This is a genomic window from Bartonella sp. 1-1C (genome assembly GCF_002810325.1).
Taxonomy (GTDB): Bacteria; Pseudomonadota; Alphaproteobacteria; order Rhizobiales; family Rhizobiaceae; genus Bartonella; species Bartonella rochalimae.
The window spans coordinates 250,562-273,381 of the sequence record NZ_CP019489.1 but is presented as its reverse complement, the minus strand read 5'-3'; the positions used below and the strand labels follow the sequence as shown (position 1 = coordinate 273,381).

The following is a 22,820-nucleotide window of genomic DNA, read 5'->3' as shown; positions in this document are numbered from 1 at the left end:
AGGCTATAGCATCCATTAAAAAACTGTCGATTTTTATCACTTTATGCATGTAGAGTTATTATTTCATTTTTTTCAATAAACTTTTATTAACTATCACTAAATTTTCTTTAGTTTAATTTTTGCAAAAACTATGACAATTAACAAGAAAATATATGCAAATATTATCTTTTGATCATTTTTAATCATCCATTTAATTAATTACAATCATGTTTGGTTTGATCTTGTTTCTAACGATAGGAACAGTTAAAAACAATATGTGTATTTGTAATAATGCTAAAACAGGAAAAGATGAATATCATGACAGAAGATCAAATAATGGCTTTTTTTCTCATTTGTCTCATGATGATTGTTTTCATTTGGGATCGATTTCGTTATGATATTGTTGCTGTTTGTACATTATTGATTGCTTGTACAGTAGGTCTTGTCAGTCCAAAAGAAGCATTTAGTGGTTTTAGTAATGATATTGTCATTATTGTCGGTAGTGTATTTGTAGTTAGTGCAGCTGTATCACGCTCTGGTGTGATGGAATTAATTATTCAACATATATGGCCTGATGTGAAATCGATACGGCTTCAGCTCGCTTTTTTAGTTCTCTCTGTCATGCTTTTGTCAACATTTGTTAAAAATATTGGTGCTTTGGCTATCATGCTACCAATAGCTTTTCAGTTTGCTCGCCGTTCTCAGGTTACACCATCAGTATTTTTAATGCCAATGGCATTTGGTTCTTTATTGGGTGGTCTTATGACGCAAATAGGTACATCTCCTAATATCGTTATTTCAGCTATGCAAGAACGTTTGACAGGAGTTCCTTTTACTATGTTTGATTTCATGCCAGTTGGCATAGTAGTTGCTATTTCTGGAGTATTGTATTTGGTGTTTTTTTCTTGGCGGTTGCCTATCCGTACGCATCCAAATGTATCATTTGATGATGCTATTGATATTCGTAACTATGTTTCAGAAGTACATATTCCAGCTTATTCTCCAATTATTGGCAAAACCATTATTGATCTTGTTAAACCATCAAATGGTGAAGTTATGGTTCTGCAAATTATTAGAAATAAATGTTTTATTTCTCCCTTACCGGATTTTGTTTTTTCTGAAGGAGACATTGTGTTATTGGAGGGATCACATAAAGGTTTAGATATTGTCATTAATTCTTCCCGTTTGGAGTTTTTTAATGGCTGCACTGTATCTACAAACGATAAAGACAGTGAAATTGATATTATTGAAGCAGTTATTTCACACGACTCACCTCTTATCGGCATTAGTGCTAAAAATTTTTCACTTTTTGAGCGTTATGATGTGAACATTCTTGCATTAAGCCGTCAACACGAAAGGATTCGAGGGAGGCTTAATGACATCGTTTTCCGTCTTGGAGATGTAATTGTTTTACAAGGGCAAGATATAGTTATTCCAAATTTGTTACGGGAATTAAAATGCCTGCCATTAGCAAAGCGTAATATTATGTTTGGCAATTTACGACATAGTCTTGCAGCTTTATCTATTTTATTTATAGCAATTGCTTTAACCGCTTTTCAGATTATTCCAGTTGCATTATCTTTCTTTGCAGCAGCCGTCGCAATGGTTGTTTTTCGCGTCCTTCCGATACGGAATTTATATCAAACTCTAGATGGTCAAATATTGATATTATTAGCTGCTCTCATTCCAGTAAGTGAAACATTAGAAAAAACAGGATGTACAAATTTAATCGGTCATTGGCTGAGTCAATTAGCCGTATTTTTACCACCATCTGGAGCATTGGCGCTTATTTTAATTACAGCAATGTTGGTGACACCATTTTTGAATAATGCAGCTACAGTAATGGTAATAGCGCCAATTGCATCAAGCTTTGCTCATTCTCTTCATTATAAACCTGAAGCTTTCTTAATGGCTGTCGCAATAGGTGCTGGATGTGATTTTCTCACACCTATTGGACATCAATGTAATATGTTGGTAATGGGGCCAGGGGGTTACCGTTTTAGTGATTATCCACGTTTTGGTATCCCATTAGCTATATTAATAGCAGTCGTCTCTGTTCCCATGTTAATGTGGGTGTGGCCATTACAATAAAATACTTTTTAGATAATAGATGTACGCCGTAGAAAAAACAGCTTAGATAAAATAAAGCGAGATGGAATAATATTACTGAAATTGTATAAACTTATATAAAACTAAATATTCAAAACATGATTGTTTTTATCTAAATGCTATATTTATGTATTTATTCTCTATAAAAGTATTCGTATAAAATTTTTACAAACAATAAAAATTATCGATAATAGGATTAACTTACACTGCACCTGTATTCAGTCATTATCATGAAAGATCTATTACAAAAAATAATAAAGAATTAAATAATCTGTAGTGTATTTGAATGAGTCATTGAAAATAGTTTTTCATGCTTTTATAAAGATCAAGCACATCAAAGCCGTAATATCAATCGACAAATTTTACAAAAATTTTAAGTAGTATAATAATTAAAAAAATTCAATTGATAAAAACAGATACTCATTCTAATTTTATCAATCCAAATTATAGAATTCTTTGTTGATTAAGATTACCAATTTTATACATTTTATGTAAAAATGCAGAATATTTTTTTCAAGGCAAACTATATGACACATGATAATTTTATTTATGAAGTTAATGAAGAACTCCGTCAAGAAAAATTCTATAATTTTTGGAAACGTTATGGTTTTTTGGTTATTGGTGCAGTTATTATTTTTGTGTTGACGATCATTATCTATCAAATTTATCAGCAGCAACAGATAAATAAAGCCAATAATGTTGGTGATATATTTATGACAAGCCTTGATTTAGCCGATGCACATCATTTCGATGAAGCAATTAAAAAATTAGAAAGTGTTAAACAATCTAATTTTGGTGGATATCCGTTTCTTGCAGGTTTACGTGAAGCCTCTTTGTGGATGGAACGAGGTGATAATGCTAAATCAGTAAAAATGTTTGATATGATCGCAGCAGATGAAAAAGCACCACAGATTTTACGAGAAGTTGCAAAAATTCGAGCAGCTTATATTTTAGTTGATATAGGAACGTTTGACGATGTAATGCAACGTGTTAAAGAAATAGCCAATGATATTGATCCTATGCGCATGTCTGCAAGAGAAGCCCTAGGCTTAGCTGCTTATAAAGAGAATAAAATGGAAAAGGCAGTTTATTATTTCAAAAAAATTGTTGAAGAGAATGCTCTAGGATTTAAAATAACAGATCGAGCGAAAATTATGCTTGAGCTTATTCAAGCAAATGGAAAGGTAAATAAGGAATAAATTGATGAGCCTTACCATCGCTATAGTTGGTCGACCTAATGTTGGGAAATCAACACTATTTAATCGTTTGGTTGGACAAAAACTGGCTCTCGTTGATGATCAACCAGGCGTAACTCGTGATCGACGTATCCACTCAGCTAAACTTCAGGATCTGCATTTTGATGTTATTGATACAGCAGGGCTAGAAGAAGCAGATAACCATACACTTGAAGGACGTATGCGTGCTCAGACAAAAATTGCCATTGATGAAGCAGATCTTATTTTATTTGTTCTTGATGCTAAAAGCGGAATAACACGAAGTGATCTAGACTTTTCTTCACTCATTCGAAAATCAGGAAAACCAATCGTACTTGTTTCCAACAAATCTGAATCAAAAATAGCAATAGCAGGAGAATATGAAGCATGGTCATTAGGATTAGGTGAACCTTGCCCAATATCGGCTGAACATGGTCATGGTCTTTCAGACCTTCGTGATGCTATTGTAGCGGCTATTGGTGCAGATAAAGTTTTTAATCTGAGGCAAGAAAAAGAAAAGACTTATACTACTACACAGATTTCATCTATTAGCGATAATATTGATAACACAGTAGAAGAAGATCCTGTTTACGACGAAAAAAAAACTATACGGATAGCAGTTATTGGTCGTCCAAATACAGGGAAATCAACACTTATTAATAGCATGTTGAAACAAGATCGTTTACTGACAGGGCCTGAAGCTGGTATTACGCGCGATTCTATTTCTGTAGATTGGGAATGGAATAATCGTCGCATTAAACTTTTTGATACCGCAGGTTTGCGTCGAAAATCAAAAGTTCAAGAAAAATTAGAAAAACTTTCTGTTGTGGATTCCTTACGTGCAATCCGTTTCGCGGAAATTGTTGTAATTGTTTTTGATGCAACGACATCTTTTGAAAAACAAGATTTACAAATTTCTGATCTTGTGATTCGTGAAGGACGTGTTCCTATCATTGCTTTTAACAAATGGGATCTTATTGAAAATCGTCATGAAGCATTAAATACTTTATATGAAAAATGTACTCGCCTTCTTCCTCAAGTGCGTGGCTTAAGAGCTGTCCCTTTATCAGGTCTATATGGTCAAGGAATTAATAAATTGATGGAAAATATTACAATGATGCACCGTGTATGGAACCGTCGTATTTCTACAGGAAAACTGAACCGCTGGCTTGAAACGATGATTATTAATTATCCACCACCCGCCGTTTCTGGACGTCGACTTAAGGTTAAATACATAACACAAGTTAAGACACGCCCTCCTAGATTTGTTATTTCTTGTTCAAAATCAGAAGAAATGCCTCAATCATATTTGCGTTATCTTTCTAATGGACTGAGAGACAAATTTGATATGCAAGGTGTACCAATTCGTCTATCTTTGCAGACATCTGATAATCCTTTTGCAAAACACACAAAAAAAAAGTGATTTTCTTTTATATATTGTTTAATTTTATAAAATTAAAAATCAATATTCGATCACTTATTATCAAAAATAAGTGTTTATAAATCTGTTGAAATTATAAGATATAATGCCTTTTTTATTCAATTTTCTACCTAATAAAATAAATTTTAGGCGTTTTTATTTATATACAAAAATCTTTGTGGTAGAGCTCTTTTGAGGACTTGACGAATAAATCTGACAGCAATATGCTAAATAAAGTCTAATAGAGTGTATTTTAACCTTTTTTTGATTAAGGAGCCAATTATGGCGAAGGGCGATGAACCCGATATGCCACAAAAGGATGTTGAGAGACACAAATACGAACGAGTCTCTTCTCTTTATTCAGAAGATTTAGAATGTCGCAGCCGGAATTTAGAGTTAGCTTTAATCAATAAAAGAATATTAAAGAAAGAGAAGTCTAAAGTCGAAGGAAGAGAGCAACAAAAAAAAATAGCATATGCTGTTAAGTTGTCGAGTGAATTTCTGGCAAATATTATTGTAGGAGCTGTTTTAGGATTTGGGTTTGACAAATTAGTAGGTTCGTTACCATGGGGATTAGTATTTTTTCTTTTTCTTGGATTCGTTGCTGGTATACTAAGTGTTCTTCGATCTGTGAAATATATTGCTCCCAGTCGATTAGAACAACGTAGAACTTTGCAACAAAGTAAAGAAGATAATAAAGAGGTTTAAAGTGACATCGCACGCTCCGGATCCTATACATCAATTCGAGGTTTCACGATTGATTAATATTTCCATTGGAAATATGGATTTTTCATTTACAAATGTATCGTTTTTTATCGTTTTGACAGTTGTTCTCTCTTCATTATTTCTTTTCATTTCATCATCAAGTCGTCGATTAGTTCCAACACGAATGCAATCTGTTTCCGAAATGCTTTATGAATTTGTTGCATCAACTTTGCGAGAATCATCTGGTACACAGGGAATGCAATTTTTTCCTTTAGTTTTTTCGTTATTCGTTTTTGTTCTTATTGCTAATTTTATTGGCTTGTTCCCTTATTTTTATACAATTACCTCCCAGATTGTAATTACTTTTTCGTTAGCAATGTTGGTAATTTTAACGGTAATTGGGTACGGTTTTTATAAACATGGGTTCAATTTCTTAAAACTCTTTGTTCCCAGTGGTGTTCCTATGATCGTACTGCCTTTAGTTACAATGATTGAGGTTATCTCTTTTTTGTCTCGTCCTATTAGTCTTTCATTTCGTCTGTTTGCTAATATGCTTGCAGGTCATATCACGCTTAAAGTATTTTCTGGCTTCATTGTTTCAATGGTTGGAGTTGGAATCATAGGTTTGGGCGGTGCAATTTTATCACTTGCTATGACTGTAGCAATTACGGCTCTTGAATTTTTAGTCGCTTTTCTTCAAGCTTATGTTTTTACAGTTCTAACTTGTATGTATATTAACGATGCTGTCCATCTAGGACATTAAAAAACCGACGGATTTCCGTTAAATTATGCAATTTCGCTTTAAAGGAGAATGATATGGAATTAGTACTTGCAGCAAAATATATTGGGGCTGGTCTTGCTTGCTTTGGTATGGCTGGAACCGCATTAGGTCTTGGAAATATTTTTGGAAGCTACCTTTCTGGTGCTTTACGAAATCCATCAGCAGCAGATAGTCAATTTGGTCGTTTAGTGTTTGGTTTTGCTGTTACAGAAGCTTTAGGTATTTTTTCACTGCTTATTGCTCTTTTGCTTCTTTTCGCCGTCTAATTACCTTCAAAAAAGCATATCTGTTTTATAAATTATTTGAGAACAGGTACAATTTTTAGTTCTTAAATAAAAAGAAAGTTACTGCTTATCAAAAACTTTGATTTAATAGAGACAGAGTGATTATTTCGAAGGAAAATAAAATGTTAATTGCCAGCAATGATGTAGAAGATACTAAAATGCTAAATCATTTTGATGATGGGATAGAATTTGATCATGATAATACTGAAATGCTAGAGTGTCATGATGGTAAGGGAGAGCTTAATAGTATTACGGAGCATGCGAGTCGTACCTTTCCACCTTTCGATTTTGTGTATTTTGGTTCGCATTTTCTTTGGTTGGCTATTTCTTTTGGATTTTTTTATCTCTTCATTTCTCGTGTAATTGTACCACGTATCGGTGGTGTTATTGAAACACGCCGAGATCGAATTGTTTCCGATTTAGATCAGGCAATGCGGATGAAACAAGAAGCAGATACTGTAATTGAAATTTGCGAAAAGAAATTAGCAGAAGCTCGTTTAGAAGCAAAAACTATAATACAGGTAGCAAATAATGAAATTAAATTAAAAGCTGAGCTCCAACGAGAAAAAATCGAAGCAGCTTTGGAGAAAAAACTAGAAGATGCTGAAAATAAAATAAAAAAGATTCAAAACAAAGCAATGCAAAATGTTAATTTAATCGCAGAAGAAATTGCTTTTGAAATCATTAAGAAATTAATTGATGTTGATATTAGTAAGAAATCTGTTAGTTCAGCTATTAAAGCTGTAAGTCATTAGGGATTGCGGAAATGACTGATACATTTTGGGCTTTTATTGGATTAGTTCTTTTTTTAGCTCTTTTAGTCTATTTTGAAGTTCCTAATGCAATAATACGTAAACTTGATACACGTGCCAAACACATTAAAGATGAACTTGATGAAGCTCTTCGTCTTCGTGAAGAAGCACAGAAAGTGCTTGCTGAATATCAGCGTAAACATTTGGAAATAGAAAAAGAAACACAAGAGATAATTGCTGATGCTAAAGATAAAGTTGAAGCTATGCTTTCTGAAACTCGCATAAAAACAGAGGAATATATAAAAAATCACAGTCGGTTAGCGGAACAAAAAATTGCTCAAGCTGAAGAAAATGCAATTCGGATGCTTTCTTCAACTGCTGTTGATTTAGCAATCTCTGCCGTAAATAGGCTTCTTACGAAAGAATTAAATGCTGAACAAGCTAATAGCTTGATTAAAGAGCCTCTTATTAAAGAATCTCTAAAAAAGATTGAAACATATTTCAATTGATATGTTTTTATTAGCATTTTTAAAAATATTGAGAATAAATATTGCTCTTGTTGGTTATCAAGGTTATTTTTGGTTTCTTAGCTATATTATTGAAGTAAAATCTTTCCTATAATCAACAGAGATCTTAAGAGAAAAATTACTTGATAAATCATTGAGTTGAGGTAATAAAAAAGCAATTAATCGTTTAATTTTCGCTTATTTCAATTTTATCACAAATTTAAAATAAGTAAGGTAATGATTAATATAAACTTTGCTTTATGACTAGAAATTGCCAGTATAAATAACAAAGCGCTTTAATTTGATTAATAATAAAAACTTTATTTGTCACAAGTGTGATACAAGAGCTTAATAATAAAGGCCTCCCTTTTGAAAAAGAGAAATACTCTTAATTCAGAAAAATAATATTAAAATTAGAATTTTAATTACAGCCTTATAAAAAAGGGAATTTATGATGCGCATAAGCTACTATGTGAACATTGGAAGTGAAATCCAAATTTTTGGATAAAATCATTTTAATAATATTCTTTTACCAATGGAAAAATCTTATAGTCCTAGTCAATTTTTATCAAGTCAAGATAGAAACAACTATCTTATAATAGCTATAAAAGTGAGCAATTCTAATATAATAATAAGAAAAAAAGCAATATCTCCTTGGCTCACAGATTATAAACATTTAATATATTAAACATTAAGTTACTACATACAAAAAAAGATATCTTATATCTAAAAATTGCAATCCAAAACATGAACTTCTAGAAGAAATAAATAATAACTGATAATTATAAACTTTATTGTACTAGAGCTCCCAAAAACTTTAGAAATATAAAAGAACGTAACTTCAGTAAGTTTTTTTGAAGTAAAAAACTATCACACAAAGGTAATTACTTAATCTACTCCAGACTAGCATCTATGAAAATGACAAGCTCTTCAAAAGTAAAGAAAATTCCAAAAATACTAAAATTGATAAAAGAACTAAGATGGTAGTCTTAAGGTTATAAAAAATTCAAATTTACTACAAAACTATATCTGTGATAATGCGTAGCTTTGTGAGACATTATATTTTGTGGAAAGAGACTATTTTATAAGAAAATAAAATTATCAATAAATAACGTAGATTATATCGAAATAGACATGAAAAGCAATGATCTCAATATGAAAATCATCCTTCAAAAATGCTTTTATCCGTTGTACGCAATATCTGACTTGTTATAGTTCCAGCTAACATCGAGCCATTTACGTTAAGAGCCGTACGGCCCATATCAATTAAAGGTTCAACAGAAATGAGTACAGCTACCAAAGTAACAGGAAGTCCCATAATGGGTAAAACAATTAATGCGGCAAAAATGGCTCCTCCTCCAACACCAGCAACACCAATAGAACTTAATGTTACAACACCAACAAGAGTAGCTATCCAGAGAGAATCGAAAGAGTTAATGCCAACAGAAGGGGCTATCATAGTTGCGAGCATTGCTGGATAAAGTCCTGCACAACCATTTTGACCAATTGTTGCACCAAAAGAAGCGGCAAAACTTGCAATTGTCTGGGGGACACCAATCCATTGAGTTTGTGCCTCGATATTCAGAGGAATACTAGCAGCACTTGAACGACTACTAAAAGCGAATGTTAAAACGGGAAAAACTTTTTTGAAAAAATGGAATGGATTAATACCTGAGATACTCAGTAATATGCCATGAACTGCAAACATAAGGGTAATGCCAACATAAGAAATAACAATAAAAACCAGTAATTTTAAAATATCTGCAGCATTTGAAGTTGCTCCTACCTTAGTCATTAGAGCAAAAATACCGTAAGGTGTTAAAGAAATTATAATACGCACTAATCGCATAACCCAAGACTGCATAATTTGAATCAATAAAAGGACTTTCTCCCCTTTATCTGGTTCATCCTTTTTTAAAAGAATCGCCGCTACTCCTAAAAAAGCTGAAAAAATAACAACGCTAATAATTGATGTAGGCTTTGTTCCTATTAACTCAGCGAATAAGTTTTGAGGAATAAATGATAAAATTAACTTTGGTATACTGATATTTTCAAGCTGAGAAATATGACTTCCAAGAAGAGTAGATATATCTTCTCCTTTATGTACTAGACTATTTGCGGTGAGTCCAAAAAAATTAACGATAAAGATACCAATCAATGCAGAAAAAGATGTCGTTAAAAGGAGTATTGAAATTGTTATTATGCCAATTCTGCCAACAGCATAAATAGAATGCAAATGTGCTACTGCGGAAACAATAGAAACAAAAACTAATGGTATAACAATCATTTTTAATAACGATATATATCCATCACCAACAATGTTAAACCATTCAACAGACTCTAATAGAATAGGATTGCCTTCCTTATAAATAATCTGCAAAACACTACCAAAAGTTAAACCAAATATAAGGCCTAGTATAGCGTGCAATGTAAGATTTTTTTTAATTTTTTTGTAACGAAAAAGACATAACAAAAAAATAATAAATAAAAATAAATTAATAAAAAAACTAAATGTCATTATTTATTCCTAGTATTATTTTTTTAAATTTAAAAATAATACATAACTAAAATTTAATTATTATAATAACAAATATAAAATTTATTATTCTTCTTTAGTATTTACTATAATTTAAAAATATTTTTTATCTACAAATAATTTATTTCTAATAATTATTTTATCTAAAATATTTAGCAAAAGAAATTTCTCATTGTTTGTAAATATTTGCCCTTTATCAGAATATTAAAGAAGAAAATTTTTTAAAACTTGAATCAATGGCTTATCAGCATCAGGCATAGAATATTTATCAAGACTACTCATGCAAACCCATTCTAAATTTTGTCCTTCTCGTCCTTTTGGAACGCCCTCATAACGGTGGCAAATATACAATGGCATTAACAGGTGAAAGGTTTCATAATTATGGCTTGCAAATGTTAAGGGTAATAAATTATCCTGCTCAACATGAATACTAAGCTCTTCTGTTAACTCACGAATTAACGATTCCTCTGGCGTTTCACCATTTTCAATTTTTCCACCGGGAAATTCCCATAAACCAGCTAGTGATTTTCCTTGAGGCCGTTGCGCAAGCAACACTCGATTATCATGATCCAATAAAGCACATGCAACAACAAGAAGGAGTGAATTTTTATGCATACTATAACCAAAAGAATAATAAATAACTATCATTCTTGCTATTGTAAAAGCCCTATGCCAGAATAAACAACTAAATATCCAATATGCTTTTAAAATATATAAATACTAAATATTCAAGTTTATATTTTATGAATCAACTTCTATAATCACCATTAATTGCAACATATTCTTTTGTCAAATCACAAGACCAAATTGTTGCTTTTCCGCTTCCAAGACCGATATCAACACAAATTTTAATATGTTGATTCTTCATATAAACACTCACTGCTTCCTCATTATAATGAGGATCACGTTCACCATTAACAGCCAAACGATGTTCACCAAACCAAATTTTTAATCGATCACGGTCTGCTTCAACACCTGCCTTACCAATCGCCATAACAACTCTCCCCCAATTAGCGTCTTCACCCGCAATAGCTGTTTTTACAAGTGGTGAATTTGCAATTGATAGAGCAATAGTCTTAGCAGCACTATTTGTTGTAGCACCAATAACAGAGACCTCAATTAAATGACGAGCTCCTTCACCATCACAAACAACTTGCAATGCAAGTTCGTGCAAAAGCTCACGCAGGTGCTTTACAAATATCCAATAACGAGGATCTGATTGGCTAGTCAAACAAGGAAAACAACTCTTCGCTTTTCCTGTTGTGAAGAGCATTAATGTATCAGATGTCGAAGTATCACTATCAACACTAATTGAATTAAAAGTTTCCTGAACAGCCTCTGACAACATCATTTGAAGTATATCTGAAGAAATCGCTGCATTACTTACCACAAAAGACAGCATCGTTGCCATATCTGGTGCGATCATACCAGCACCTTTTGCAATCCCATTAATAGTAACAAGCTCTCCCCCAAAGTCAAATTGGCGCATTGCAAGTTTTGGAAACGTATCGGTTGTCATAATAGCTTTCGCAGCTTCTAACCAGCATCCCTCCTCTGCTTTAGAAGCCATATCAGGTAAAAGATTTAAAATACAAGCCTCATCCATTGGTTCACCAATAACACCAGTAGAAGCTATAAAAATTTCATCTTCTCTCGCTTTCAAAATACTAGATGCAGAATGTACTATTGCATTTGTTGTCTGCTTACCTTTGTGCCCCGTAAAAGCATTGGCATTGCCAGAATTAACAACAAGCCCTCTAGCAATCCCATGAAGAAGGGACGCACGACAATGATCTACAGCAGAAGATCTACATTTTGAACGTGTAAAAACACCTGCCACATTAGCGGGCTTATCAAATACAATTAAAAGAAGATCTGTACGATCTTTATACTTAATACCAGCTTTAGCTGTGGCTATCCGCACACCGGATAATGGTGGAAGCTCTGATGGTTGTTTATGTGAAAAAAGCGATATTTTTACAACCATTAAATGCTTTTCCATAAATGCAATTGAATATAATTAATAAAAGTGCTGGGCTTTATAAAATGACCCAGCATAAAAAAATTATTCTCCATCCTCTACATTGGATGTATCACCTAGAAATGGCGCTTCATTTTCATTAAGCGATTGCATGTGTTTTGCAATATTAGAATCAGGATATTCCACATTAATCTTACCCCGTAAATCGGTAATAAGTGTTTGATAATGTTCCCTTATAAGCTGTGTACGCAATACATCCTTAACATCATCAAAGACAGGAGGTTGTTTTAAACGACGATCCTCTATCTTAATAACATGCCAACCAAATGGGCTTTCAACAGGTTTTTTAGTATACTCTCCTACCTTCAAATTAAATGCAGCCTCTTCAAATGGTTTAACCATCTGACCACGGCTAAAATAACCGAGATCTCCACCAACAGCAGAAGAACCATCTGTTGAGTCTTTTTTTGCAATTTCCTCAAAGTTTTCACCTTTATGCAAACGCTTAATAACTTTTTCTGCTTCTTCTTTTGTCTTGACTAAAATATGACGCGCTTTGATTTCATCTTCTTTAGGTAAAGCAGCAATTTCCTTATCATAAAGAGCTTTCACATCAGCATCTGCAATTTTATCAACAACCATCTCTTTAAAATAAAGTTGCTGAAGAATATTATCGCGCATTATTGCCATACGTTTATCATAAGCTTCTGTCTTATCTAGACCTTTCTGCAGTGCTGCTTTAGCAAGTGCCTGCATATCTAAATACGCTTTTAAGACTGTTACACGGCGTTTTTCATCTGAAACACGAATTAAATTAGGATTTATTTCGAGTGCTAGCTCATCTAATTGCCCCGCCGTAATATTTTTCCCATCAATCACTGCTATTACATGAGAAAGAGGAACTGGTTTTTCAGCAGCGTTCTCCAAAGTACTTAAATCATTTTTTGCAGACTTTACGCTTTCCTGGGCTATCACACCGGCATGTATGCTAACTAATAAAGTTGAGGCCAAACATAGTACCCTAAAATTGAATTTCATAAATATATTCCCTTTTTAAAATCAATGTACTTTCAAATTTAATTTTTTTACCATAGCACTTTAAAATCTAAACATAGATAAATTTGATAAATTTTATTTCACAAAAACAAAAAATGATTCTTCTATTTTATTACATTTTGATTCCAGATAATACAAAACATAATAATATAGAAAAATGTCACATTATACCCTAAATTACTCCATACCTTAATTATTCAAATAATATCACTAAAGTTGACACGATGATTTTAGCCCCTTAATCTCTATTTTATAAAAAATGAAAAAACATTATATGTCAGTTAACATAAAGCACTGCATACATCTAATTATACTAAACGTTTTAGACGATGCAGAGCAATAGATACAATTTAATAAACACCCATTATGGTGATAACAAATGAAAGAAAGGACCAGAAATGGTCAATTTAGGTGCTCTTGCGCATAAATTCTTTGGTTCGGCTCATGAACGCCGTATTAAAGCATTTCGCCAAAAAATAACACAGATTAATGCCTTAGAAGAACAATTGCAGAAATTAAGCGATATACAATTACGCCAAAAAACTGCTGAATTTCGTAAAAGATTAACTGAAGGTGCAACGGTTGATTCGCTATTACCAGAAGCATTTGCAACTGTCCGTGAAGCAGCAAAACGTGTTTACGGCATGCGCCCTTTTGATGTACAGCTTATTGGTGGGATGGTTCTTCATAACCGAGGAATTGCTGAAATGCGTACTGGTGAAGGTAAAACATTAATGGCAACCTTACCGGTATATCTTAACGCCCTAGAAGGAAAAGGGGTTCATGTTGTTACAGTTAATGATTATCTTGCTGGTCGTGATGCTGAAACAATGGGAAAAATCTACGATTTTTTAGGTATGACAACCGGCGTTATTCTCAATCATCTTGATAATGATTCTCGTCGAGCAGCTTATGCATGTGATATTACTTATGCAACAAATAATGAATTAGGATTTGATTATCTTCGCGATAATATGGCTTTTGACCGTAGCCAAATGGTACAGCGTGGTCACTATTATGCAATTATTGATGAAGTTGATTCAATTCTTATTGATGAAGCACGAACCCCACTTATTATTTCTGGTCCCTTAGAAGATCGTACTGACTTTTATAATCTTATTGATGCATTTATTCCTTTCCTAACACCAGAAGACTACGAAATAGATGAAAAACAAAAAACCACAACTTTTACTGAAATTGGTACTGAAAAAATTGAGGAAATGCTTAAAAAAGCTGGACATCTCAAAAATGAAAGCCTCTACGACATAGAAAACGTTACAATTGTCCACCATGTTAATAATGCTCTGAAAGCGCATAAATTGTTTATCCGTGATAAAGATTATATTGTCCGAAATGGTGAGATCATTATCATTGATGAATTTACTGGTCGTATGATGCCAGGACGACGTTACTCTGAAGGATTACATCAAGCATTAGAAGCTAAAGAACATGTCACTATCCAACCAGAAAACCAGACCTTAGCTTCTATTACTTTCCAAAATTATTTTCGTATGTATAAAAAATTATCCGGTATGACTGGAACAGCTACAACGGAAGCTGAAGAATTTAGTAATACGTATGATCTTGAGGTTGTTGAAATTCCTACAAATTTACCTGTTCAACGCCGCGATGAAGATGATCAAATTTATCGAACAGCAGAAGAAAAATATCGAGCCATTGTTCGCGATATTCGTCAAGCTCACGAAAAAGGACAACCTATTCTGGTTGGAACTACTTCTATTGAAAAGTCGGAACAGTTAGCAGAACGCTTACGGAAAGAAGGTATCACTGATTTTCAAGTTTTAAATGCTCGTTATCATGAACAGGAAGCACATATTATAGCACAAGCAGGTGTTCCTAAAGCGTTGACTATCGCCACCAATATGGCCGGTCGTGGCACCGATATACAACTTGGTGGTAATGTTGAAATACGTATTCGGCAAGAATTGCAGAATGTACCTGAAGGCCCAGAACGAACTGCTAAAATTGAAGAAATCAAGAAAGATGTTCAACAACTAAAAGAGAAGGCATTAGCTGCTGGAGGTCTTTATGTTATTGCTACTGAACGCCACGAAAGTCGTCGAATTGATAACCAACTTCGCGGTCGTTCTGGTCGCCAAGGTGATCCTGGGCGTTCCAAATTTTTTCTTTCTCTTCAAGATGATCTCATGCGTATCTTCGGTTCTGACCGTATGGATAGTATGCTGCAAAAGCTTGGACTAAAAGAAGATGAAGCCATTACCCATCCATGGATTAATAAAGCTCTTGAGAAAGCTCAAAAAAAGGTTGAAGCACGAAATTTCGAAATTCGTAAAAATCTTTTAAAATATGATGATGTCATGAACAATCAACGTCAAGTTATTTTCGAACAACGCATGGAAGTTATGAATACAGAGAATTTAACTGAAATGACTGTTGAAATGCGTAATGAAGTCATTGAAGATCTAGTAGAAACCCACATTCCATATGGAGCATACGCAGAAAAATGGAACGTAAAAGATTTACAAAAGGAGCTATATCAGATTTTCAATTTAAATCTTCCAATAGAAAAATGGGCAAGCGAAGAAGGAATTGCAGAAGAGCAAATTGTAGAACGTATAACAAAGGCCGTTGAAAAGTTTGAAAAGGAACGCTCTGAACGTTATAGCCCAGAAATAATTGCTTATTTTCATAAAGCTATACTACTTGAAACAATTGATACACTATGGCGTGAGCATTTGGTTCATTTAGATCATTTACGTTCTGCTGTTGGCTTCCGTGGTTATGCACAACGAGATCCTCTCAATGAGTATAAAACAGAGTCATTCGAACTCTTTCAAACTATGCTTATCAATCTCCGTAAAAATTTTATTTCTAAACTCATGCATTTTGAAATTATTCAAAAACCCGTAGAATCACAAACATCTGAAAGATCTCGCGCCCAGCATCCTTCCAATACTCAGAACGCAAAAAATAACACCACAGCATGGGGACAGATAAATGAGAATAGGTTAATTAATTCCGAAAAACGCAATCCTAATGATCCAACAACATGGGGAAAAATTGGACGAAATGAATCTTGCCCTTGTGGTTCAGGCAAAAAATATAAGCATTGTCATGGATCATTTATCTGAAAAGTCAAATAATTAAATGAATAAACAAACTTATGAAAAAGAATTGCGAATTGCCGGTCTAAGAGTAACACGTCAAAGGTGTATTATTCTTGATGTCTTAGCCGACACGGATGATCATCCAAATGCATTTGAAATTTTTCAGCGTGTTCATAAAATAGATCCTAGTATTTCGCTATCAACTGTTTATCGCACAATGAAAACATTAGAAGAAAATGGAACTATTCATCGCCATATCTTCAATGGAGGACCTTCTCGTTTTGAACAAGCAAAAGGCGAGCATCACGATCATCTTATTGATATAGACACGGGAGAAGCTATTGAATTTCGTTCTGCTATCATTGAAAAACTACAAGAAGAAATTGCCCATTCCCTTGGTTATGATATTGTTTATCATCGTCTTGAAATTTACGGGAAAAAACGCAATTCCTAAATTAATAGACCTATATGTATAATGAAAAATACTACTTATGCACATCAAATTTTTACATAAATTTATTTTAAAATTCTATAATTTGGTTGGCAAGAGCATTTTTCTTCTTTATCACCCCTTGTAATAATATAATATATAATATTATCAACTATCTAACACTCAATAAATTAGGCCAATATTGCCATGGTTTCTTTGCCACAAGACCGCATGAAACAACTTGAAAAACGCTTCAAAATAATCGAAAGCCAAATGGCTGAGAATCCAAATGCGGAAACATATGTAAAATTAGCGTCCGAATACGCAGAATTACAGCCAATTATAGCTCCTATACGAACATTAAATTCTCTCCGTAAAGAAATAGCAGAGCTCGAAACTATAATAAGTGATATACAAACAGATACAGAAATGCGTAATTTAGCTCAAGAAGAGCTATCATCATTATCTCAAAAAATTCAGGAACTTGAGAAAGAACTCCAAATTCTTCTTTTGCCCAAAGACATTGCGGATGAAAAAAGTGTTATCATTGAAATTCGAGCAGGAACGGGAGGATCAGAAGCAGCACTTTTTGCAGGAAATCTTTTTCGTATGTATGAGCGTTATGCAAATACTCACAACTGGAAAGTTGAAATCATTTCTTTGAGTGATGGTGAAGTTGGTGGATATAAAGAAATTATTGCAACCATTTCAGGAAAAGGCGTATTTTCCAAGCTTAAGTTTGAATCAGGTGTTCATCGCGTGCAACGCATCCCTGAAACAGAAACAGGAGGACGCATTCATACATCAGCCGCCACTGTTGCAGTTTTACCAGAAGCAGAAGAAATTGATATCGAAATTCGCTCAGAAGATATCCGTATTGATACAATGCGCGCATCTGGTGCTGGTGGGCAACATGTCAATACAACTGATTCAGCTGTTCGTATTACGCATATTCCAACAGGAATTATGGTTGTTCAAGCAGAAAAATCACAACATCAAAATCGCGCACGCGCTCTCCAAATTTTACGTGCGCGTTTATTCGATATTGAACGGCAAAAAGCAGAGAGTGAACGTTCAGCATCCCGAAAAACTCAAGTTGGTTCTGGTGATCGATCAGAACGTATCCGTACCTATAATTTTCCACAAGGACGAGTAACTGACCATCGTATTAATCTGACTCTCTATAAACTTGATCGTATCATGGAAGGAGATTTAAATGAGTTGATTAATGCACTCATTTCTGATCATCAGACAACGCTCCTTACTGAAATGGATCATAGTAAATGAATGATCATTCGCTTAGTAAGCTCATCCAAACAACACAAGAAAAATTGCGCCATCAAGGAATTTCTGAAGCCGATCTTAACGCAAAAATACTCGTTGAATGGATAACAGGAACCACTGCATCTGATAGAATTCTTCAACCAAATATGTATCTATCTTCTCAACAGCTCGTACAATTAGAACAAGCTATAAATCGACGTATTGCAGGTGAACCGGTCTATCGTATTATCGGAACACGAGAATTTTATGGTATACCATTTACTTTGTCTAAAGATACGTTAGAACCACGTCCTGATACAGAAACACTCGTTGATCTTGTTTTACCAATCCTCAAATCACATCTAGAGAAATCAGAACAAGCTACATTGCTTGATATGGGAACAGGAAGTGGAGCTATCGCTATTGCGATTCTCAAGCAAATCCCTCAAACCTATGCTGTAGCCGTTGATATTTCCGAAGATGCTTTGAAAACAGCTACAAAAAATGCACAGCATGCGAATGTTGCCCATCGTTTTACACCTCTTCTCAGTAATTGGTTTGATTCCATCAAAGGGCAATTTGACCTCATTATTTCTAATCCGCCTTATATTCCAGAAAAAGAAATTAAAAACCTTGCAAAAGAAGTACGCCAACACGACCCTTGGTGCGCTCTAAATGGTGGAGAAGATGGCCTTTATTTTTATCGAAAATTGGCTTATGAATCTGCAAATTATTTAAAAGAGAAAAGTTATATCGCCGTTGAAATTGGCTATTCTCAAGAAAAAAAAGTTCGTGATTTATTTGAAAAAAATGGATTTAAATGTCTTAAAATACGTGAAGATTTAAATAGAATACCCCGTGCACTTCTTTTTTCCTTCACGCATTAAAATGCCCAATCCTCATCGACAGTTGCCACTGCTTTACCAATAACATAAGAAGAACCTGATCCCGAAAAGAAGTCATGATTTTCATCAGAATTCGGTGACAAAGCTGCTAAAATGGCAGGATTAACACGACACACTTCAGGCGGGAAAAGAGCCTCAAAGCCTAAATTCATTAATGCTTTATTTGCGTTATAATGAAGAAAAACCTTAACATCTTCTGTCAACCCAATAGCATCATAAAGATCTTCAGTATATTTACACTCAATATTATAAAGATCAAAAAGTAGATTAAAAGCAAAATCTTTTATTTCTTGTTTTTTAGCTTCATCAAGTTTTGCAAACCCCAATTGAAATTTATAGCCGATATAATAACCGTGAACAGCCTCATCACGAATAATAAGCCGAATTAAATCAGCCGTATTCGTCAGTTTAGCACGGCTCGACCAATACATGGGCAAATAAAAACCAGAATAAAATAAAAAACTCTCAAGGAAAGTCGAAGCAATTTTTTTCTTTAGTGGTTCATCTGCCTCATAATGTTCAAGTATTAATCGCGCTTTCTTCTGCAAATAGGTATTTTCTTCCGACCATCTAAACGCATCATCAACTTCCACTGTCGAACATAAAGTTGAGAAAATAGAAGAATAAGAACGTGCATGAACTGCTTCCATAAATGCAATATTAGTTAATACTGCTTCCTCATGTTCTGTTACAGCATCGGCCATAAGAGAAATAGCACCCACAGTATTCTGAACCGTATCAAGAAGAGTAAGACCTGTAAAAACACGAATTGTTAGTTTTCGTTCTTCCTCAGTCAAACTAGCCCATGAAGGAATATCATTGGATAATGGCACTTTCTCAGGCAACCAAAAATTACCAGTTAAACGATTCCAAACTTCAAGATCTTTTTCATCATAGAGTCTATTCCAATTTACAGCACAAACAACAGGATTTTTTGTTGTAATTTTGGTCATATAATCATCTCCTATAAGCTACATGAAACACAACCATCAACTTCTGTTCCACTCAATGCCATCTGCCGTAACCGTACATAATAAAGGCTCTTTATGCCTTTTTTCCAAGCATAAATTTGCGCACGATTAATGTCACGTGTAGTTGCTGTATCTGGAAAAAATAACGTTAACGAAAGCCCCTGATCAACATGCTGCGTAGCAACAGCATAAGTATCAATAATTTTTTCAGGTCCAATTTCATAAGCATCCTGATAAAACTCTAAATTCGTATTATCCATATAAGGGGCAGGATAATAAACACGTCCAATTTTTCCCTCTTTGCGAATTTCAATCTTCGAAGCAATCGGATGAATAGAAGAAGTCGCATAGTTAATATAGGAAATAGATCCCGTAGGTGGTACAGCCTGAAGATAGCGATTATAAAGCCCATATTGAGCAACTAATTGCTTAAGCTCTTGCCAGTCTTTTTGGTTCGGAATAACGATATTATTACGCGTAAAAAGCTCTTGTACTAGTTCAAATTGCGGTTTCCATTCTTTCTCAATATACTTTATAAAAAAATGTCCATTTGCATAAGCTGATTTTTCAAATCCTACAAACACTTCCTTACGTTCACGCGCAATTAAATTAGAAGCACGTAATGCGTGATATGTAACTGTATAGAAATAGATATTAGTAAAATCAATTGCTTCCGGTGTTCCATAATAGATCTTTTCACGTGCTAGAAAACCATGCAAGTTCATTTGTCCTAAACCAATCGCATGACTCTCGGCATTGCCTTTTGCAATAGAAGGCACACAAGCAATATTACTCATATCAGAAACAGCTGTTAAGGCACGCACAGCTATTTCCACTGTCCTCCCAAAGTTGTCACTCTCCATCGCTTTTGCGATATTCATCGAGCCAAGATTACAAGATATATCATTGCCAACAGCACGATAAGTTAAATCTGTTTCCAGTTCACTTGCTTCACTTACCTGCAAAATTTCTGTACACAAATTGCTCATACTAATACGGCCTGCTATTGGATTTGCCCGATTGACCGTATCTTCGAATAAAATATATGGATACCCTGATTCAAACTGAATTTCTGCTAACGTTTGAAAGAAAACCCGCGCACTTATTTTCTTTTTGCGTATCTTTGAATTATCAACAAAAGAGCGATAATGCTCTGTCAAAGAAATATCACTAAAAGGTTTTCCTGTAACCTGCTCAATATCGTACGATGAGAAAAGATACATATCCTCATTATTACGAGCAAGCTCAAAAGTGATATCAGGAATAATAACACCAAGTGAAAGCGTTTTAATTCTGACTTTTTCGTCAGCATTTTCTCGCTTTGTATCCAAAAATTTCATAATATCTAAATGATGTGCATGCAAATAGACAGCACCCGCGCCTTGTCGCGCACCAAGTTGATTAGCATAAGAAAATACATCTTCTAACATTTTCATCACAGGTAAAACACCCGATGACTGATTTTCTATTTTCTTAATTGGTGCCCCTGCTTCTCGTAAATTCGTCAAACAAAGTGCCACACCTCCACCGCGTTTAGAAAGCTGTAAAGCTGAATTAATCGAACGGCCTATCGATTCCATATTGTCTTCAACGCGTAATAAAAAACATGATACCAATTCTCCTCTTTGCTTCTTGCCCGCATTCAAAAATGTTGGTGTTGCTGGTTGAAACCGTCCCGTAATAATTTCATCAACCAAGCCCTCAGCAAGGGATTTATTCCCTTGTGCTAAATATAAAGCAACAAGACAAACACGATCCTCATAACGCTCAAGATAGCGCTTACCATCAAAAGTCTTTAACGTATAACTCGTGTAATATTTGAACGCACCCAGAAAAGTAGGAAAACGAAATCTAAATGCATAAGCACGCTTAAAAAGCTTTTTAACAAAAGAAAAATCATAAAGTTCAAATAATTCTCTCTCATAATACTTTTCTTCTATCAAATAATCTATTTTCTCCTTTAAATTATGAAAAAAAACCGTATTCTGATTAACATGTTGGAGAAAATACTGCCGAGCAGCAAGTTTATCCATATCAAATTGAATATGACCATTCTCATCATAAAGATTAAGCATTGCGTTGAGTGCATGATAATCTGTAATTTGATCTGGCGTCTCCAGTTTTTTTACACTTGTTGTTTCCAAAACTTTTCCAATCCTTTTTTAACACAAATAACGTCTTCCTTAGTTCCTCGCAGCTCAAAACGATAGAGACAAGGTACACAACATTTCTCTGCAATGATCTTGCTCGCTAAATTATAATAACGACCAAAATTACGATTCCCGCCACCAATGACACCACGAAGCAATCTACGGTTTTCCTCTTCATTAAGAAAATGAATAACTGCTTTTGGCACAGCTAATCTACCTTCACCATCTGCATAAGTAGGTACAGCTAACACATACGGCTCTCTAACCAATATTGATGGATTTTTTTTATCAATTTTGAAAAGCCGTTGACCAAGCTGAGAAACAAAATATTCAGTATTACCCGTTGCACTCGAATAATAAACAATAAGCCCCATTAGCTACAAAGACCATTAATCATATCTGGTCTAAAACCCGACCAATGATTATCACCGCAAATTACTACAGGCACTTGGCGATATCCTAAAGACTGAACAAAATTATACGCTTGTTCATCACAAGAAATATCAATAACATTATAATTAATACCCTTAGCATCAAAAGCACGACAGGTAGCATTACATTGAACACAAGATGGTTTACTATAAATAGTGATCATTCTTTTCAACTTTCATAATTCAAAAAAATAACTCAGAAAAACATTAATTCTGATAATCTCACAATATTTACACAATAATTACATATAAAACGCC

Annotated in this window: 20 protein-coding genes; 12 read left to right on the top strand and 8 right to left on the bottom strand. The window is 34.1% G+C overall.

Going from position 1 to position 22,820, the window contains the following annotated elements:
• Positions 1 to 297: 297 nt before the first annotated feature.
• The 8 genes from B11cv2_RS01130 to B11cv2_RS01095 all read left to right on the top strand — a co-directional run bounded on the left by B11cv2_RS01130 (position 298) and on the right by B11cv2_RS01095 (position 7,753).
• Positions 298 to 2,070: an SLC13 family permease gene (locus B11cv2_RS01130; protein ID WP_100692955.1), complete on the top strand. Its 1,773-nt coding sequence runs from the start codon at positions 298 to 300 to the stop codon at positions 2,068 to 2,070.
• A gap of 545 nt (positions 2,071 to 2,615) precedes the next feature.
• The gene (locus tag B11cv2_RS01125) at positions 2,616 to 3,287 is read left to right on the top strand and encodes a tetratricopeptide repeat protein (RefSeq protein ID WP_100692954.1); all 672 of its coding nucleotides are present in this window, start codon (positions 2,616 to 2,618) and stop codon (positions 3,285 to 3,287) included.
• A 4-nt stretch (positions 3,288 to 3,291) separates the two neighbouring features.
• Positions 3,292 to 4,725 (top strand): ribosome biogenesis GTPase Der, encoded by a 1,434-nt coding sequence (gene der, locus B11cv2_RS01120; protein ID WP_100692953.1) that lies wholly within the window; start codon positions 3,292 to 3,294, stop codon positions 4,723 to 4,725.
• 279 nt (positions 4,726 to 5,004) lie between these two features.
• Positions 5,005 to 5,430, top strand: coding sequence for an AtpZ/AtpI family protein (locus B11cv2_RS01115; protein ID WP_100692952.1), 426 nt, complete (start codon positions 5,005 to 5,007; stop codon positions 5,428 to 5,430).
• A 1-nt stretch (position 5,431) separates the two neighbouring features.
• Positions 5,432 to 6,190: a F0F1 ATP synthase subunit A gene (locus B11cv2_RS01110; protein WP_100692951.1), complete on the top strand. Its 759-nt coding sequence runs from the start codon at positions 5,432 to 5,434 to the stop codon at positions 6,188 to 6,190.
• 53 nt (positions 6,191 to 6,243) lie between these two features.
• On the top strand, positions 6,244 to 6,474 hold the full coding sequence (locus tag B11cv2_RS01105) for a F0F1 ATP synthase subunit C (protein WP_006589457.1): 231 nt from the start codon (positions 6,244 to 6,246) through the stop codon (positions 6,472 to 6,474).
• 227 nt (positions 6,475 to 6,701) lie between these two features.
• Positions 6,702 to 7,247, top strand: coding sequence for a F0F1 ATP synthase subunit B (locus B11cv2_RS01100; RefSeq protein WP_245406997.1), 546 nt, complete (start codon positions 6,702 to 6,704; stop codon positions 7,245 to 7,247).
• 11 nt (positions 7,248 to 7,258) lie between these two features.
• The gene (locus tag B11cv2_RS01095; RefSeq protein WP_100692949.1) at positions 7,259 to 7,753 is read left to right on the top strand and encodes a F0F1 ATP synthase subunit B; all 495 of its coding nucleotides are present in this window, start codon (positions 7,259 to 7,261) and stop codon (positions 7,751 to 7,753) included.
• A 1,159-nt stretch (positions 7,754 to 8,912) separates the two neighbouring features.
• Here the strand turns inward: B11cv2_RS01095 and B11cv2_RS01090 are convergent.
• The 4 genes from B11cv2_RS01090 to B11cv2_RS01075 all read right to left on the bottom strand — a co-directional run bounded on the left by B11cv2_RS01090 (position 8,913) and on the right by B11cv2_RS01075 (position 13,305).
• The gene (locus tag B11cv2_RS01090; RefSeq protein WP_100692948.1) at positions 8,913 to 10,268 is read right to left on the bottom strand and encodes an L-cystine transporter; all 1,356 of its coding nucleotides are present in this window, start codon (positions 10,266 to 10,268) and stop codon (positions 8,913 to 8,915) included.
• 222 nt (positions 10,269 to 10,490) lie between these two features.
• Positions 10,491 to 10,901, bottom strand: coding sequence for an 8-oxo-dGTP diphosphatase MutT (gene mutT, locus B11cv2_RS01085; protein ID WP_100693921.1), 411 nt, complete (start codon positions 10,899 to 10,901; stop codon positions 10,491 to 10,493).
• 133 nt (positions 10,902 to 11,034) lie between these two features.
• The gene (gene argJ, locus B11cv2_RS01080) at positions 11,035 to 12,273 is read right to left on the bottom strand and encodes a bifunctional glutamate N-acetyltransferase/amino-acid acetyltransferase ArgJ (RefSeq protein ID WP_100692947.1); all 1,239 of its coding nucleotides are present in this window, start codon (positions 12,271 to 12,273) and stop codon (positions 11,035 to 11,037) included.
• A gap of 78 nt (positions 12,274 to 12,351) precedes the next feature.
• Positions 12,352 to 13,305, bottom strand: coding sequence for a peptidylprolyl isomerase (locus B11cv2_RS01075; protein ID WP_100692946.1), 954 nt, complete (start codon positions 13,303 to 13,305; stop codon positions 12,352 to 12,354).
• A 416-nt stretch (positions 13,306 to 13,721) separates the two neighbouring features.
• Here B11cv2_RS01075 and secA point away from each other — a divergent pair, with 416 nt between their 5' ends.
• From secA to prmC, 4 genes are all read left to right on the top strand, one after another.
• Entirely contained in the window at positions 13,722 to 16,436 is a 2,715-nt protein-coding gene (secA, locus tag B11cv2_RS01070; protein ID WP_100692945.1) for a preprotein translocase subunit SecA, read from the top strand.
• Positions 16,437 to 16,452: 16 nt separating this feature from the next.
• Entirely contained in the window at positions 16,453 to 16,866 is a 414-nt protein-coding gene (locus B11cv2_RS01065; RefSeq protein ID WP_100692944.1) for a Fur family transcriptional regulator, read from the top strand.
• A gap of 183 nt (positions 16,867 to 17,049) precedes the next feature.
• Positions 17,050 to 18,129, top strand: a complete 1,080-nt coding sequence (gene prfA, locus B11cv2_RS01060; protein WP_100692943.1) for a peptide chain release factor 1 — start codon at positions 17,050 to 17,052, stop codon at positions 18,127 to 18,129.
• Positions 18,126 to 18,992 (top strand): peptide chain release factor N(5)-glutamine methyltransferase, encoded by an 867-nt coding sequence (gene prmC / locus B11cv2_RS01055; RefSeq protein WP_100692942.1) that lies wholly within the window; start codon positions 18,126 to 18,128, stop codon positions 18,990 to 18,992. The genes prfA and prmC overlap by 4 nt, the downstream gene beginning before the upstream one ends.
• Here prmC and nrdF read toward each other — a convergent pair.
• Genes nrdF through nrdH form a run of 4 tightly spaced genes read right to left on the bottom strand, consistent with a single transcriptional unit; the run spans position 18,989 to position 22,726 of the window.
• Positions 18,989 to 19,963 (bottom strand): class 1b ribonucleoside-diphosphate reductase subunit beta, encoded by a 975-nt coding sequence (gene nrdF, locus B11cv2_RS01050; RefSeq protein ID WP_035006270.1) that lies wholly within the window; start codon positions 19,961 to 19,963, stop codon positions 18,989 to 18,991. The two genes, prmC and nrdF, sit on opposite strands and share 4 nt — an antisense overlap.
• Positions 19,964 to 19,974: 11 nt before the next feature.
• Positions 19,975 to 22,125 (bottom strand): class 1b ribonucleoside-diphosphate reductase subunit alpha, encoded by a 2,151-nt coding sequence (gene nrdE / locus B11cv2_RS01045; RefSeq protein ID WP_100692941.1) that lies wholly within the window; start codon positions 22,123 to 22,125, stop codon positions 19,975 to 19,977.
• Positions 22,107 to 22,505, bottom strand: a complete 399-nt coding sequence (gene nrdI / locus B11cv2_RS01040) for a class Ib ribonucleoside-diphosphate reductase assembly flavoprotein NrdI (RefSeq protein ID WP_100692940.1) — start codon at positions 22,503 to 22,505, stop codon at positions 22,107 to 22,109. The genes nrdE and nrdI overlap by 19 nt, the downstream gene beginning before the upstream one ends.
• A complete protein-coding gene (nrdH, locus tag B11cv2_RS01035; RefSeq protein ID WP_100692939.1) occupies positions 22,505 to 22,726 on the bottom strand; it encodes a glutaredoxin-like protein NrdH in 222 nt (73 codons plus the stop codon). Before nrdH ends, nrdI begins: the two co-directional genes overlap by 1 nt.
• Between the last annotated feature and the right edge of the window lie 94 nt (positions 22,727 to 22,820).

Coding starts and splice junctions, on each gene's coding strand:
- nrdH (WP_100692939.1), bottom strand. CDS start 22,726: ATGATCACTATTTATAGTAAACCATCTTGTGTTCAATGTAATGCTACC.
- B11cv2_RS01100 (WP_245406997.1), top strand. CDS start 6,702: ATGCTAGAGTGTCATGATGGTAAGGGAGAGCTTAATAGTATTACGGAG.
- prmC (WP_100692942.1), top strand. CDS start 18,126: ATGAATGATCATTCGCTTAGTAAGCTCATCCAAACAACACAAGAAAAA.
- argJ (WP_100692947.1), bottom strand. CDS start 12,273: ATGGTTGTAAAAATATCGCTTTTTTCACATAAACAACCATCAGAGCTT.
- B11cv2_RS01125 (WP_100692954.1), top strand. CDS start 2,616: ATGACACATGATAATTTTATTTATGAAGTTAATGAAGAACTCCGTCAA.
- nrdI (WP_100692940.1), bottom strand. CDS start 22,505: ATGGGGCTTATTGTTTATTATTCGAGTGCAACGGGTAATACTGAATAT.
- B11cv2_RS01065 (WP_100692944.1), top strand. CDS start 16,453: ATGAATAAACAAACTTATGAAAAAGAATTGCGAATTGCCGGTCTAAGA.
- B11cv2_RS01090 (WP_100692948.1), bottom strand. CDS start 10,268: ATGACATTTAGTTTTTTTATTAATTTATTTTTATTTATTATTTTTTTG.
- B11cv2_RS01075 (WP_100692946.1), bottom strand. CDS start 13,305: ATGAAATTCAATTTTAGGGTACTATGTTTGGCCTCAACTTTATTAGTT.
- mutT (WP_100693921.1), bottom strand. CDS start 10,901: ATGCATAAAAATTCACTCCTTCTTGTTGTTGCATGTGCTTTATTGGAT.
- B11cv2_RS01105 (WP_006589457.1), top strand. CDS start 6,244: ATGGAATTAGTACTTGCAGCAAAATATATTGGGGCTGGTCTTGCTTGC.
- B11cv2_RS01130 (WP_100692955.1), top strand. CDS start 298: ATGACAGAAGATCAAATAATGGCTTTTTTTCTCATTTGTCTCATGATG.
- B11cv2_RS01115 (WP_100692952.1), top strand. CDS start 5,005: ATGGCGAAGGGCGATGAACCCGATATGCCACAAAAGGATGTTGAGAGA.
- prfA (WP_100692943.1), top strand. CDS start 17,050: ATGGTTTCTTTGCCACAAGACCGCATGAAACAACTTGAAAAACGCTTC.
- secA (WP_100692945.1), top strand. CDS start 13,722: ATGGTCAATTTAGGTGCTCTTGCGCATAAATTCTTTGGTTCGGCTCAT.
- nrdF (WP_035006270.1), bottom strand. CDS start 19,963: ATGACCAAAATTACAACAAAAAATCCTGTTGTTTGTGCTGTAAATTGG.
- B11cv2_RS01095 (WP_100692949.1), top strand. CDS start 7,259: ATGACTGATACATTTTGGGCTTTTATTGGATTAGTTCTTTTTTTAGCT.
- der (WP_100692953.1), top strand. CDS start 3,292: ATGAGCCTTACCATCGCTATAGTTGGTCGACCTAATGTTGGGAAATCA.